Source organism: Marinobacter sp. NFXS9 (assembly GCF_040148665.1).
In the GTDB taxonomy this organism is placed as follows: domain Bacteria; phylum Pseudomonadota; class Gammaproteobacteria; order Pseudomonadales; family Oleiphilaceae; genus Marinobacter_A; species Marinobacter_A mangrovi.
The window spans coordinates 164,501-179,406 of record NZ_JAGDDW010000001.1; the positions used below are offsets into that span (position 1 = coordinate 164,501).

11 protein-coding genes are annotated in these 14,906 nt (G+C 58.5%); 10 read left to right on the top strand and 1 reads right to left on the bottom strand.

Going from position 1 to position 14,906, the window contains the following annotated elements; genetic code table 11:
* Positions 1 to 30: 30 nt before the first annotated feature.
* Positions 31 to 1,305 (bottom strand): citrate synthase, encoded by a 1,275-nt coding sequence (gltA, locus tag J3364_RS00770; RefSeq protein ID WP_123633409.1) that lies wholly within the window; start codon positions 1,303 to 1,305, stop codon positions 31 to 33.
* Between the two features lie 704 nt (positions 1,306 to 2,009).
* Between gltA and sdhC the strand changes: the two genes are divergently transcribed.
* From sdhC to J3364_RS00820, 10 genes are all read left to right on the top strand, one after another.
* Positions 2,010 to 2,384 (top strand): succinate dehydrogenase, cytochrome b556 subunit, encoded by a 375-nt coding sequence (gene sdhC, locus J3364_RS00775; protein ID WP_123633554.1) that lies wholly within the window; start codon positions 2,010 to 2,012, stop codon positions 2,382 to 2,384.
* A complete protein-coding gene (sdhD, locus tag J3364_RS00780; protein ID WP_123633408.1) occupies positions 2,378 to 2,722 on the top strand; it encodes a succinate dehydrogenase, hydrophobic membrane anchor protein in 345 nt (114 codons plus the stop codon). Before sdhC ends, sdhD begins: the two co-directional genes overlap by 7 nt.
* A 3-nt stretch (positions 2,723 to 2,725) precedes the next feature.
* The gene (sdhA, locus tag J3364_RS00785) at positions 2,726 to 4,498 is read left to right on the top strand and encodes a succinate dehydrogenase flavoprotein subunit (protein WP_349555891.1); all 1,773 of its coding nucleotides are present in this window, start codon (positions 2,726 to 2,728) and stop codon (positions 4,496 to 4,498) included.
* A 14-nt stretch (positions 4,499 to 4,512) separates the two neighbouring features.
* A complete protein-coding gene (locus J3364_RS00790; RefSeq protein ID WP_123633406.1) occupies positions 4,513 to 5,217 on the top strand; it encodes a succinate dehydrogenase iron-sulfur subunit in 705 nt (234 codons plus the stop codon).
* A gap of 316 nt (positions 5,218 to 5,533) precedes the next feature.
* The gene (locus tag J3364_RS00795) at positions 5,534 to 8,371 is read left to right on the top strand and encodes a 2-oxoglutarate dehydrogenase E1 component (protein WP_349555894.1); all 2,838 of its coding nucleotides are present in this window, start codon (positions 5,534 to 5,536) and stop codon (positions 8,369 to 8,371) included.
* 26 nt (positions 8,372 to 8,397) lie between these two features.
* A complete protein-coding gene (gene odhB / locus J3364_RS00800; protein ID WP_349555896.1) occupies positions 8,398 to 9,630 on the top strand; it encodes a 2-oxoglutarate dehydrogenase complex dihydrolipoyllysine-residue succinyltransferase in 1,233 nt (410 codons plus the stop codon).
* A 38-nt stretch (positions 9,631 to 9,668) separates the two neighbouring features.
* On the top strand, positions 9,669 to 11,111 hold the full coding sequence (gene lpdA, locus J3364_RS00805; protein WP_123633403.1) for a dihydrolipoyl dehydrogenase: 1,443 nt from the start codon (positions 9,669 to 9,671) through the stop codon (positions 11,109 to 11,111).
* Positions 11,112 to 11,418: 307 nt separating this feature from the next.
* Positions 11,419 to 12,585: an ADP-forming succinate--CoA ligase subunit beta gene (sucC, locus tag J3364_RS00810; RefSeq protein WP_123633402.1), complete on the top strand. Its 1,167-nt coding sequence runs from the start codon at positions 11,419 to 11,421 to the stop codon at positions 12,583 to 12,585.
* Positions 12,585 to 13,457: a succinate--CoA ligase subunit alpha gene (gene sucD / locus J3364_RS00815; RefSeq protein ID WP_123633401.1), complete on the top strand. Its 873-nt coding sequence runs from the start codon at positions 12,585 to 12,587 to the stop codon at positions 13,455 to 13,457. Before sucC ends, sucD begins: the two co-directional genes overlap by 1 nt.
* Before the next feature lie 229 nt (positions 13,458 to 13,686).
* Positions 13,687 to 14,901 carry a tryptophan--tRNA ligase gene (locus tag J3364_RS00820; RefSeq protein ID WP_190294813.1) on the top strand — a complete coding sequence of 405 codons (1,215 nt, stop codon included), beginning with the start codon at positions 13,687 to 13,689 and terminating at the stop codon, positions 14,899 to 14,901.
* Positions 14,902 to 14,906: the final 5 nt, after the last annotated feature.

Sequence of the window (14,906 nt, forward strand, 5' to 3'; positions counted from 1 at the left end):
CAGCCCTTTTCGTCAGATCATGCAAAGCGATTACTTTGCAGGATAGTCGCGCTTGCTGGCGCCGGTGTAAAGCTGGCGCGGGCGACCGATGCGGTAGTTGCCGCTGACCATCTCGTTCCAGTGAGAGAACCAGCCGATGGTGCGCGACATGGCGAAGATCACTGTAAACATGGAGGTCGGGATACCGATGGCCTTCAGGATGATGCCGGAATAGAAGTCGACGTTCGGGTAGAGCTTGCGCTCGACGAAGTACTCGTCTTCCAGAGCGATCTGTTCCAGGCGCTGGGCAATGCGCAGCAGCGGATCGTTTTCCAGGCCCAGCTCGGCCAGGACTTCGTGACAGGTTTCACGCATGACCTTGGCGCGCGGATCGAAGTTCTTGTAGACCCGGTGACCGAAGCCCATCAGGCGGAAGGGGTCGTCCTTGTCCTTGGCTTTGGCCACGAACTGCTCGATGTTGGCCTCGTCGCCGATCTCGGCCAGCATATCCAGCACCGCCTCGTTGGCACCGCCGTGAGCCGGTCCCCACAGCGCAGCAATGCCGGACGCGATACAGGCATACGGGTTGGCACCGGTAGAGCCGGCCAGACGCACGGTAGACGTGGACGCATTCTGCTCGTGGTCCGCGTGCAGGATGAAGATCTTGTCCATGGCTTTGGCCAGGACCGGGTTGACCTTGTACTCCTCGCACGGATTGCCAAACATCATCTGCAGGAAATTTTCAGAATAGTTCAGGTCGTTGCGCGGGTAGATAAACGGCTGGCCGTTAGCGTACTTGTAGCACCACGCCGCAATGGTCGGCATTTTGGCCACGAGGCGGTGCGCCGTGATTTCTCGCTGTTCCTGGTTGGTGACGTCCATTTGGTCGTGATAGAAGGCGGACAGGGCGCCAACGACGCCACACATGATGGCCATCGGATGCGCGTCACGGCGGAAACCGCTGAAGAAATGGCGCATCTGGTCGTGAATCATGGTGTGGTGCTTGACGGTATCGCGGAAGCGGGCGTCTTCTTCAGCACTCGGCAGTTCGCCGTTGAGCAGCAGGTAGCAGACTTCCAGGTAGTCGGACTTTTCTGCCAGTTGCTCGATGGGATAGCCGCGGTGCAACAGAACACCATTGGCACCGTCAATGTAGGTGATCTTGGACTCGCAGGCCGCAGTGGACACAAAACCTGGGTCGTAGGTAAAGACGCCTTCCTGGACGAGACCTCGGACGTCAATGACATCTGGACCTTCCGTGCCGGCATATACGGGCAGCTCGATTGACTTATCACCCACCGAAAGCTGTGCTTTCCTGTCGGTCATGGTGCTCTCCTATATCAGCATTTCCAGCGTTAGAAAGGTTTCCGGAGACGCCGCAGGCGGTGCTGCAGGACAGGCTGGAGGCCATTCTGCCCGCCGCCGGTTGCTCTCTTGAAAACGCATATTATTGCAACATCACTCCGCGAGGTCACGGCCGGAAAGCCTTCGGGTGCGGCATTCCGGGCTGCACCGGGGTGCAGGGGATGAGTTGCTTGGTTATTCCGCAAAAACCGTCAGATTGGTGTTTCACGCCCAGCGTCGGGCACACACACAGTTTTGAAGCGTGGCGGCAAAATATAGGGAGTTGGCTTTTATTGTCAATGGATGAAGCAGGAATTCACGATGATGTATAGTGGCGAAATGGGTAGTTTGTGAGATCAGGAATAGGGAATTCCCGAGATTAGACCTTGGTCTGAAAGGATTTTGTAGGTTCCTAAATATTAATGCAAACTATGAGGGCGATTGACGCCTAACTGCCCGCTCACTGAGGGGTTTCAGTCGATTGCCGGTTTGTAATTCAGGGGGCCACTCCTTATAATCCGTAGCCCGGAATCGGGGACATGCCAGTCTGGAACGCCAATGACGACGTTTCGTCAGTGCCTTGTTCTCCCTCCATTGTTCTGATCCAAAGAAGAACACCCAACTACACCAACCATCCGTCCGGCGAGCAGTCTGTGAACCGGACAAAAAGAGAGTGTGAGAGAGCTGTGAATAGCAAACGACCAGTAAATCTCGATCTCAGCAAGTTCCATTTCCCATTGCCAGCGATCACGTCGATCCTGCACCGTATCAGCGGAATCATTATCTTCATCGGTATTGCGTTCATGCTCTACGGCCTGCAGCTTTCCCTGTCGGGAGAGGAAGGCTTCAATGCGGTTGGTAACCTGCTGGACAGCTTCCTGGCGAAGCTGATCATCTGGGGCATCCTGTCTGCTCTGCTGTACCACCTTGTTGCCGGTATCAAACACCTGATCATGGACATGGGCTACTGTGAGGAATTGCAGTCTGGCCGTCTGGCCGCCAAGGCCACCGTGGTTATTTCCGTTATCCTGATCATTCTCGCGGGGGTTTGGGTATGGTAAGCAGCGTAACGAATCTGGGGCGCAGTGGTGTCTACGACTGGATGATCCAGCGTGTGACCGCCTACGTATTGGCGCTGTACACGCTCTTCATGCTGGGCTTTGTGCTGTTCACCGATGTGGATTACGCCAGTTGGGCGGGTCTGTTCGATCAAACCTGGTTCAAGATTTTCAGCCTGATGGCGCTGCTGTCGATTGGCGGTCACGCCTGGGTTGGTCTTTGGACCGTGACAACCGACTACATCAAGGCCACAGCCCCGCGCTTTCTGGTGCAGGCATTTTGTGGTGCGGTGATGTTTGTCTATGTCGTTTGGGGCGTACAGATTCTCTGGGGGCTTTGATCCATGTCTAATATGAAGACCATTTCCTACGACGCCATCGTCATCGGCGGTGGTGGCTCCGGCATGCGGGCGGCGCTTCAGCTGACCGAGTCCGGCGTCAACACGGCGTGTCTTACCAAAGTATTTCCGACCCGTTCTCACACGGTCTCCGCCCAAGGCGGCATTACTTGTGCGATTGCCAGTGCCGATCCCAACGACGACTGGCGCTGGCACATGTACGACACCGTCAAGGGGTCTGACTACATTGGCGATCAGGATGCGATCGAGTATATGTGCTCGGTGGGTCCGCAGGCCGTTTTCGAGTTGGAGCATATGGGGCTCCCGTTCTCTCGGACTGAAAACGGTCGTATCTATCAGCGTCCGTTCGGTGGCCAGTCCAAGGATTACGGTAAGGGTGGTCAGGCTGCTCGTACCTGTGCGGCGGCTGACCGTACTGGTCATGCGCTGCTGCATACCCTTTACCAGGCCAACCTGAAGGGTGGCACCACCTTCCTGAATGAGTGGTATGCCGTTGACCTGGTCAAGAACAGCAAGAACCAGGTGGTGGGTGTCATCGCCATCGAAATCGAGACGGGCGAAGTGGCGTTTATCAAGTCGAAAGCCACCGTCCTGGCGACGGGTGGTGCCGGCCGTATCTACGCCTCAACGACCAACGCCCTGATCAACACCGGTGACGGCATCGGCATGGCACTGCGCGCTGGCTTCCCGGTTCAGGACATGGAAATGTGGCAGTTCCACCCGACCGGTATCCACGGTGCCGGTACGCTGGTGACTGAAGGCTGTCGGGGTGAGGGGGGTTACCTGATCAACTCCGAGGGCGAGCGCTTCATGGAGCGTTACGCGCCAAACGCCAAAGACCTGGCGGGCCGTGACGTTGTTGCCCGGTCCATGGTCATCGAAATCCTGGAAGGCCGCGGTTGCGGTCCGGACAAGGATCACGTCCTGCTGAAGCTGGATCACCTCGGTGAAGAGACGCTGAATCTGCGTCTGCCGGGTATCTGTGAGCTGTCGCGCACCTTTGCGCACGTGGACCCGGTGAAAGAGCCGATCCCGGTTGTGCCGACCTGTCACTACATGATGGGTGGTATTCCGACCAACGTCGGTGGTCAGGCGATTACCCAGGATGAGAATGGCAACGACGCCTTCATCGAAGGCCTGTTTGCCTGTGGTGAGGCGGCTTGTGTGTCTGTTCACGGCGCCAACCGTCTGGGCGGCAACTCGCTGCTGGACCTGGTTGTCTTCGGTCGTGCGGCGGGCCTGCACATCGAGAAGCAGTTGCGTGAAGGTTCCGAGGTCATGGAGCCGACGGAAGAGGACATCAAGCGCGCCATGGCTCGTCTTGACCGTCTGAACAGCGCTTCTGAAGGCGAGAGTGTCGCCGAGGTCCGCAAGGATCTGCAAAACACCATGCAGCTTTATTTCGGCGTGTTCCGGGATGGCGAGAGCATGGAGAAAGGGCTCAAGAAGCTGGATGAACTGGGTGAGCGGGTTCGCAAGACCAAGCTGACCGATCGCAGCAATGCCTTCAATACCGACCGTGTTGAGGCGCTTGAGCTGGATAACCTGTATGAAGTCGCCTATGCCACTGCGGTTTCAGCCATCGAGCGCAAGGAAAGTCGCGGTGCCCACGCACGCAACGACTTCACCGAGCGTGATGATGAAAACTGGCTGAAGCACTCGCTGTACTTCCCGCTCGAGAAGCGTGTAGGTAAGCGTGATGTCAACTTCGCGCCGAAGACGGTGGATACCTTCCAGCCGAAGATTCGGACCTACTAAGGAGTGACGCAGAAATGTTAGTAAGCGTATATCGGTACAATCCCGAAACTGACAACGCGCCTTACATGCAGGATATTGAACTGGAAATTCCTAAAGGTAAGGATCTGATGGTGCTGGACGTCCTGAACCTCCTGAAGGAGAAGGATCCGTCTCTGGCCTATCGTCGCTCCTGCCGCGAAGGGGTTTGTGGTTCCGACGGTCTCAACATGAACGGCAAGAACGGCCTGGGCTGTATCACGCCGCTTTCTGAGGTCGTAAAGAAGGGCAAGCTCGTGATCCGGCCACTGCCGGGGCTGCCGGTCATTCGTGACCTGGTTGTCGATATGAGCCTGTTCTACCAACAGTATGAAAAAGTGCAGCCGTACCTGATCAACAACGATCCGGCTCCGGCAATCGAACGTCTGCAATCCCCGGAAGAGCGGGAGAAGCTGGATGGCCTCTACGAGTGTATTCTCTGTGCGTGCTGTTCCACTTCCTGTCCGTCCTTCTGGTGGAATCCGGACAAGTTCGTGGGTCCGGCTGGCCTGCTGCAGGCATACCGCTTCCTGGCTGATAGCCGGGACCAGGCGCAGGATGAGCGTCTGGCCAATCTTGATGATCCGTTCAGCGTGTTCCGCTGCCGGGGCATCATGAACTGCGTCAGTGTCTGTCCGAAGGGGTTGAATCCGACCAAGGCCATCGGCCACATCCGGAATCTCCTGCTTCAGCGGGCGACGTGACCAGCAAAGGCTGACACAGGCGCTATACTGTTCTGATGTATTCAGCCTTCCCTGTGACAAGGTGAAGTCAAAATAAGGACTTACACCATTGGCTAATACCCAAAGACGGGGCGGGGAAGGCACACTACGGAAGCCGTGGCGTGGACTTAAAAGGTTCTCGGCACGGCTTTGCTGAGTTTTAACCACCGGGGAACGGAAAACATCCGCGCCAGTTCAGTGGTGGCAACAGTCGTCGAAATCCCCTCAGGACGATTGTCGTTAACCCCTTGCCATCAGTGGATTGCTCCCCGCTCCAGTCCGAGGTGAGCTATTCAAAATGCATGAAAGCATCATGGAGCAGTTATGGCAGACATCCCACCTACAGGGCGGGAATCTGACCTATGTTGAAGAGCTTTTCGAAACCTATCTGACCGATCCCAACGCGATTCCCGAGGAATGGCGCAATTATTTCGACAAACTGCCCCGTGTTGATGGCTCTTCGGGCAGGGATGTCTCCCTTTCCGCGATCCGCGAACAGTTTGAGCACATTTCCCGCAACCAGCGTCGACTGGCCGCCAGTGGCGTTCCGGCTTCCGCAACGTCCGATGCCGATCGCAAGCAGATCCGTGTCCTGCAGCTGATTAATGCGTATCGCTTCCGGGGGCATCAGCATGCCGACCTGGATCCGCTGGGTGTCTGGGAACGTGAAACCGTCGAAGATCTGAACATCGGCTTTCATGATCTCAGCGATGCCGACATGGACCTGGAATTCCAGACCGGGTCCCTGAATTTCGGCACCGAGACCATGAAGCTGCGCGATATTGTGGAAGGTCTCAAGCAGACCTACTGCAGCAGCATCGGCGCAGAGTATATGCACGTGGTGGATACGCGCATCAAGCGCTGGTTCCAGCAGCGTATGGAGCCGGTTCGGTCCCATCCCGAGTACGAAGCCAAGACCCGTCGTCACATCCTTGAGCGTCTGACTGCTGCGGAAGGCCTGGAGAAATACCTCGGCTCCCGCTATCCCGGCGTCAAGCGCTTTGGCCTGGAAGGCGGCGAAAGCCTGATTCCCTGCGTCGACGAACTGATCCAGCGTGCCGGCAGCTACGGTGCCAAGGAAATCGTCATCGGCATGGCCCACCGTGGTCGTCTGAACGTTCTGGTTAATACGCTGGGCAAGAACCCGCGTGAGCTGTTCGACGAGTTTGAAGGCAAGAAGCTGGCAGACGCCGGATCGGGCGATGTGAAGTACCACCAGGGCTTCTCCTCAAACGTGATGACCGAAGGCGGCGAGGTTCACCTGGCCCTGGCCTTCAACCCGTCGCATCTGGAAATTGTGTCTCCGGTCGTTGAGGGTTCGGTACGTGCCCGTCAGACCCGCCGCGAAGACCCGGACGGTACCCAGGTCCTGCCGATCATCATGCACGGCGATGCGGCGTTTGCCGGTCAGGGCGTGGTGATGGAAACCTTCCAGATGTCCCAGACCCGGGGCTATGGTGTGGGTGGCACAATCCACATCGTGATCAACAACCAGGTGGGTTTCACCACCAGCAAACAGGAAGACGCCCGCTCCACGGAATACTGCACCGACGTCGCCAAGATGGTTCAGGCGCCGATCCTGCACGTGAACGGTGACGATCCTGAAGCGGTCATGTTTGCCACCCAGATGGCGATGGATTATCGCAACGAGTTCAAGCGCGATGTGGTGATCGATCTGGTGTGCTACCGCCGCCGGGGCCACAATGAGGCGGATGAGCCGTCGGCCACGCAGCCGGTGATGTACGAGAAGATTCGCAAGCGCAAGACCACGCGCGAGCTTTATGCCAAGCAACTGGTTGATGCCGGTGTGATCGGCGAAGACGAAGCCAAGTCGATGGAGCTCGAATACCGTGATGCGCTGGACAAGGGTGACCACGTGGTCAAATCGCTGGTCAAAGAGCCGAACAAGGCGCTTTACGTGGACTGGCAACCCTACCTGGGACACGAGTGGACGGCCAAGTGCAAGACCAGCGTCGCTCTGAGAACCTTGCAGCGTATCGGCAAGAAGATGGGGCAGCTGCCCGAAGGCTTTGCGGTCCAGCGCCAAGTGTCCAAAATCGTCGACGACCGCAACAAGATGACCCAGGGCGCACTGCCGATCAACTGGGGTTATGGCGAAGTCATGGCGTATGCGACGCTGTTGAACGAAGGCCATCCGATCCGTATCACCGGCCAGGATGTTGGCCGAGGTACCTTCTCGCACCGTCATGCCGTGCTGCACAACCAGAAGGGTGGCGATACCTATATCCCGCTGGAAAACGTGTCGGACAAGCAGCCGCTGTTCGAGATCTATGATTCGCTCCTTTCCGAGGAAGCGGCCATGGCGTTCGAATACGGTTACTCGACCACCACACCGGACGCGCTGATCGTCTGGGAAGCCCAGTTCGGTGACTTCGCCAACGGTGCCCAGGTGGTGATCGACCAGTTCCTCACCAGCGGTGAGCACAAGTGGGGCCGTCTTTGTGGCCTGACCCTGCTGCTGCCACACGGCTATGAGGGGCAGGGGCCGGAACACAGCTCCGCGCGTCTGGAGCGCTTCCTGCAGATGTGTGCCGAACACAACATCCAGGTTTGTGTGCCCACCACGCCGGCGCAGGTGTTCCACATGCTGCGTCGCCAGGTGAAGCGCCCGCTGCGTAAGCCGCTGGTTGCCATCACGCCGAAGAGTCTGCTGCGTCACAAGGAAGCCACTTCGGGCCTGGATGACCTGACCGAAGGCACCTTCCAGACCGTGCTGCCGGAGAAGGAACCGACGGATCCGAAGAAAGCCCGTCGCCTGATCCTCTGTAGCGGTAAGGTCTATTTCGACCTGTTGGAGAAGAAGAAAGCCGACGAGCGGGATGATGTTGCCATTGTGCGTCTGGAGCAGCTGTACCCGTTCCCGGCGGACGATCTGGACGAGGTTCTAAAGCCGTACTCCAAACTGACCCACGCAGTCTGGTGTCAGGAAGAACCCATGAACCAGGGCGCCTGGTACTCCAGTCAGCACCATATGCGCCAGGCACTGCACCGCCATAATCCGAAACTGTATCTTCAGTATGCAGGTCGGGACGCGTCCGCCGCACCGGCATGCGGACACCTCTCGGTCCACATTGAAGAGCAGAAAAAACTGGTTAACGACGCGTTCGAAGTTTGACGAGTTACCGAATTTAAGGATCCGAGATGTCAACTGAAATCAAAGCCCCTGTTTTTCCAGAATCTGTCGCCGAGGGCACAGTCGCGACCTGGCACAAGAAGCCGGGTGAAGCCTGTGAACGCGATGAACTGATCGTCGATATCGAAACCGACAAGGTTGTCCTTGAAGTGGTCGCGCCGGCTGACGGCGTGATCGAGGAAATCGTCAAGGACGAAGGCGATACCGTGGAAAGCGGTGAGGTCGTCGGCAAGTTCAAGGAAGGCGCCGCGGGCTCCGCGCCGGCCAAAAAAGACGAGGACAAAGGCTCCTCTGACGAGACGGAAGCGCCGAAAGCCGAGCAAGGCAGCGCATCGTCCGGCGGTGAAGCCATCCTGAGTCCGGCGGCCCGCAAACTGGCTGAGGAAAATAACGTCGACCCCAACGCCATCAAGGGCACCGGCAAGGACGGCCGCGTCACCAAGGAAGACGTACAGAAACACGTGTCTTCCGGCGGTCAGGCTGCTCCGGCACCGAGTGCGCCCGCCGCAGCGGCGCCGGCCGCCGACGTTGCCACCGGCGAGCGTGCCGAGAAGCGGGTACCGATGACCCGTCTGCGTGCCAGCATCGCCAAGCGTCTGGTCAATGCCCAGCAAAGTGCCGCCATGCTGACCACGTTCAACGAGGTCAACATGAAGCCGGTCATGGAGCTGCGCAAGCAGTACAAGGAAACGTTCGAGAAGCGTCACGGCGTCAAGCTGGGCTTCATGTCCTTCTTCGCCAAGGCGGCGACCGAAGCCCTCAAGCGCTTCCCGGCGGTCAACGCGTCCATCGACGGTAACGACATGGTTTACCACGGTTACCAGGACATCGGCGTGGCCGTGTCCACCGACCGCGGTCTGGTTGTGCCGGTTGTGCGCGACGTCGACGGTCTGGGACTGGCCGATATCGAGAAGACGATCATCGAGTACGGCACCAAGGCGCGTGACGGCAAACTGGGCATTGAGGAAATGACCGGCGGCACCTTCACCATCACCAACGGTGGTATCTTTGGTTCTCTGATCTCCACGCCGATCCTGAATCCGCCACAGACGGCCATCCTCGGAATGCACAAGATCCAGGAGCGCCCGATGGCGGTGAACGGTCAGGTTGAAATCCTGCCGATGATGTACCTGGCACTGTCATACGATCACCGCATGATCGACGGCAAGGAAGCAGTTCAGTTCCTGGTGGCCATCAAGGAAATGCTCGAAGATCCGGCGCGTATTCTGCTGGACGTCTGAACCGGTTCATCAACACATTTAGAGAAACAGGATAGAACATGTCTGATAAGTTCGATGTCATCGTCATCGGTGCTGGGCCTGGCGGCTACGTAGCTGCCATCAAGGGCGCCCAGCTGGGATTGAAAGTCGCGTGTGTTGAAAACTGGACTTCCAAAGACGGCAAGCAACAGGTGCTGGGTGGTACCTGTCTGAACGTGGGCTGTATCCCGTCCAAGGCGCTGCTGGAAATCTCCCACAAGTTTGAGGAAACCAGCCACAGCTTTGCCGACCAGGGGATCGAAGTTAAGGATCCGACCATCAACGTCGCCAAGATGATGGAGCGCAAGGACGGTATCGTGAAGCAGCTGACCGGCGGTATCGCGCAGCTGTTCAAGGCCAACGGCGTGACGCCGATTCACGGCCGCGGTCGCGTGCTGGCGAACCGTCAGGTGGAAGTGACCGACAACGACGGCAAGACCACGACCTACGAAGCGGACAATGTGGTGATTGCCACCGGTTCCAACCCGATCGAAATTCCGCCGGCGCCGATGACCGAAGGGTTCATCGTGGATTCCGAAGGTGCTCTGGAATTCGACAAAGTGCCCAAGCGTCTGGGCGTGATCGGTGCCGGTGTCATCGGTCTGGAACTGGGTAGCGTCTGGGCCCGTCTGGGTTCAGAAGTGACCGTTCTGGAAGCGCTGGATACGTTCCTGCCGGCCGTCGACCAGCAGGTCGCCAAGGACGCGCTGAAGCAGTTCAAGAAACAGGGCCTCGACATCAAGCTGAAGGCCCGTGTCACCGGTTCCAGCGTCAAGCGTAATCTGGTCAACGTGACCTATGAAGACGCCAAAGGCGAGCAGGAGCAGAAGTTCGACAAGCTGATCGTTGCGGTTGGCCGTCGTCCGAACACCGACAACCTGCTGGCTGCAGACAGCGGTGTGAACCTGGACGAGCGCGGCTTCATTTTCGTTGACGATTACTGCCAGACCGACGCACCGGGCGTCTGGGCGATTGGCGACGTGGTTCGCGGCCCGATGCTGGCGCACAAGGCATCCGAAGAAGGCATCATGGTGGTTGAGCGTATCGCCGGCCACAAGCCGCAGGTCAACTACGACTGCATTCCGAACGTCATCTACACCTTCCCGGAAGTGGCCTGGGTGGGTAAGACCGAGGAGCAGCTCAAGGCCGAAGGCGAAGCCTATAAAGTCGGCACCTTCCCGTTTGCGGCCAACGGTCGTGCCATGGCGGCCAACTCGGCCACCGGTATGGTCAAGATCATTGCCGACGAGAAGACCGATCGCATTCTCGGCTTCCATGTCACCGGCCCGCAGGCGTCTGAAATCGTCGCCCAGGGCGTGATTGCCATGGAATTCGGTTCCAGCGCCGAAGATCTGGCGCTGACCTGTTTCGCGCATCCGACCCTGTCGGAGTCCGTGCACGAGGCAGCCCTTGCAGTGGGCGACGGCGCAATCCACGTCGCCAACAAGCGCAAGAAAAAATAAGAAGTCAGTGGGCCGGTTTATCCGGCCCAACTTGTACAGACGGAGAGGGGCGCAACGAGGCGCTCAGTGTCTGAAGACCTCTCCCGGTCTGGCCCCTGAACGTCAGCCTGTGCTGACGTTCAGGCGTTGGAAAATCCAACTCCGGCCGGGCCAGGGTGTGTCTCAACGAGAACTGACGCGCCCGAACAGAATTCGCACCACGCGGGTTCGTATCCCAGAGTGAAGCCACTGGCGGGTGGGGCGGTAACGCCCGGTCGGCCAGTGTCTTCTGAAATGGTTATCCTCCATATAAGAGTGGGACAACGCTATGAATTTGCACGAATATCAGGGCAAGCAGCTGTTCGCTGAATACGGCCTGCCGGTTTCCAAAGGCATTGCCTGCGAGACTCCGCAGGACGCCGTCGCTGCAGCTGCTGAGATTGGCGGTGAGCGCTGGGTTGTGAAGGCCCAGGTTCACGCCGGTGGCCGGGGCAAGGCCGGGGGCGTCAAGCTGGTCAGCAGCAAGGACGAGATCCGCGAGTTTGCCGAGTACTGGCTGGGCCGTAACCTGGTCACTTATCAGACGGATGAGAAGGGCCAGCCGGTCAGCAAGATCCTGGTTGAAGATCTGACCGACATCGACCAGGAACTGTACCTGGGTGCGGTTGTTGATCGTGGCTCACGTCGTATCGTTTTCATGGCCTCTACTGAAGGTGGTGTCGAGATCGAGACGGTGGCTGAGGAAACCCCTGAGAAGATCCTGAAAGCGGAAGTCGATCCGCTGGTCGGCGCACAGCCGTACCAGGGTCGTGAGCTGGCTTTCAAACTGGGCCTGAAGGGCGACCAGATCAAGCAATTCGTCAAGATTTTCCTGGGTCTGGCCAAGCTGTTCGAAGACAAGGACCTGGCTCTGTTGGAAATCAACCCGCTGGTCATCACCCCGGCAGGCAACCTGCACTGCCTGGACGCGAAGATCGGCGTTGACGGCAACGCCCTGTACCGTCAGCCGCAGATTCGCGAGATGCACGATCCTTCCCAGGAAGATCAGCGCGAAGCCGATGCCGCGAAGTGGGAGCTGAACTACGTCGCTCTGGAAGGCAACATCGGTTGCATGGTTAACGGCGCTGGCCTGGCCATGGGCACCATGGACATCGTTAAACTGAACGGCGGTCAGCCGGCCAACTTCCTCGATGTGGGCGGTGGCGCGACCAAAGAGCGTGTGACCGAAGCGTTCAAGATCATCCTGTCCGATGACGCCGTCAAGGCGGTTCTGGTCAACATCTTCGGCGGTATTGTCCGTTGCGACATGATCGCGGAAGGCATCATCGGCGCCGTGAAAGAAGTCGGCGTGAAAGTACCTGTCGTGGTTCGCCTGGAAGGCAACAATGCCGAACTGGGTTCCAAGGTACTGGCAGACAGTGGCCTGAACATCATCGCGGCTACCAGTCTGACGGATGCTGCACAGCAAGTCGTTAAAGCCGCGGGAGGTAAGTAATGAGCGTCCTGATCAATAAAGACACCAAAGTGATCTGCCAGGGTTTTACCGGTGCACAAGGCACCTTCCACTCTGAGCAGGCGATTGAGTACGGCACCAAAATGGTTGGCGGTGTCTCTCCCGGGAAAGGCGGTACCGAGCATCTGGGTCTGCCGGTCTTTAACACCGTTCGCGAAGCGGTCGAAGCCACGGGCGCACAGGCGACCGTGATCTACGTACCGGCGCCTTTCTGTAAGGATGCCATCATCGAAGCGGCGGATGCCGGCCTTGAGTTGATCGTCTGCATCACCGAAGGCATCCCGACCATCGACATGCTCTACGCAAAAGAGTACGTCGATCGCAAAGGCGTGCGTATGATCGGCCCGAACTGCCCGGGCGTGATCACTCCGGACGAGTGCAAGATCGGCATCATGCCGGGCCATATCCATAAGAAGGGCAAGGTCGGTATCGTTTCCCGTTCCGGTACCCTGACTTATGAAGCGGTCAAGCAGACCACTGACTTCGGCTACGGCCAGTCCACCTGTATCGGTATCGGTGGTGACCCGATTCCGGGCTCCAACTTCATCGACATGCTGAAGCTGCTGCAGGACGACCCCGAGACTCAGGCGATCGTCATGATCGGTGAGATCGGTGGCACAGCCGAAGAGGAAGCCGCGGCGTTCATCAAGGACAACGTGACCAAGCCGGTTGTGTCTTACATCGCCGGTGTGACGGCGCCTCCGGGCAAGCGCATGGGCCACGCCGGCGCGATCATTGCCGGTGGCAAGGGCACTGCAGACGACAAGTTTGCGGCTCTGGAAGATGCGGGCGTCAAGACCGTTCGCAGTCTGGCCGAAATCGGTCAGGCGCTGAAAGAGGTCACTGGCTGGTAAGAGCCAACGCCTGAAAAAGAACCCCTGTTTTCTCCCTTCGGGGAGAGAGCGGGGGTTTTTTCGTTTAAACTGGGCTGACTTCGCAGCAAGTGGGTCTGTGACGGATGCGGGTTTAGCGTTAACCTGACCGCCACATCCGTTATAATCCCGGCGAAGACAATACGGTAGATCGGACCGCCATCAGGCGAAAACCGAGCGTTCCAGTATCATCCATTAAGGAGTTCATGCTTTGAGTTCTGTAGATCCCCAGCAGCGCGTGCTGTCTGGTATGCGTCCCACCGGAAAACTGCATCTTGGCCATTACCACGGTGTGCTGAAAAACTGGGTCAAACTCCAGCATGAATTCGAGTGCTTCTTCTTCGTTGCCGACTGGCATGCGCTGACCACGCAATACGACGATACCCGCGGAATCGAGTCCAGCGTATGGGAAATGGTGATCGACTGGCTGGCCGCCGGCGTTAATCCGGGTTCGGCCACCATCTTCATCCAGTCCAAGGTGCCCGAGCATGCGGAGCTCCACCTGTTGCTGTCGATGATCACGCCGCTGGGCTGGCTCGAGCGGATTCCGACTTACAAGGACCAGCAGGAGAAACTGCGCGAGAAGGATCTGGCCACCTACGGCTTCCTCGGCTATCCGCTGCTGCAGAGTGCCGACATCCTGATGTACCGGGCCGGTCGGGTGCCAGTGGGCGCCGATCAGGTGTCGCACGTGGAGATCACCCGCGAGATCGCGCGCCGTTTCAATCACATCTACGGTCGCGAGCCGGGCTTCGAAGAGCAGGCGGAAGCCGCCATCACCAAGATGGGCAAGAAGAACGCCAAGCTCTATCGCGAGCTGAAGCGCAAGTATCAGGAAGAGGGCGATGTAGAGGCCCTGGACCGGGCTCGGGCCTTGCTCAAGGAGCAGCAGAACATTTCCATGGGCGACAGTGAGCGCCTCTACGGCTACATCGAGGGTGGCGGTAAGGTCATTCTGCCGGAGCCGCAACCACTGCTGACGCCGGATTCCAAAATGCCGGGCCTGGACGGTCAGAAAATGTCCAAGTCCTACCAGAACACCATTGGCCTGCGCGAAGAGCCGGACGCCGTCGCACAGAAGATCCGCGTCATGCAGACCGATCCGCAGCGGGTTCGTCGGACCGATCCGGGCGAGCCGGAGAAGTGCCCGGTCTGGGGGCTGCACAAGGTCTATTCCGACAGCGACACCCAGGAATGGGTTCAGACCGGCTGCCGGAGCGCCGGTATTGGCTGCCTGGACTGCAAGAAGCCGTTGATCGACGCCATCGTTGAAGAGCAGCGTCCGCTGCATGAGCGGGCCAGGGAATACGAGAGCAATCCGGAGCTGATTCGCTCGATTATCGAGGAAGGCTGCGAGCATGCGCGCGATGCGGCGCGGGAAACTCTGGACGAAGTGCGTCATGCCATGGGGCTGTCCTACCGCTGATCGCG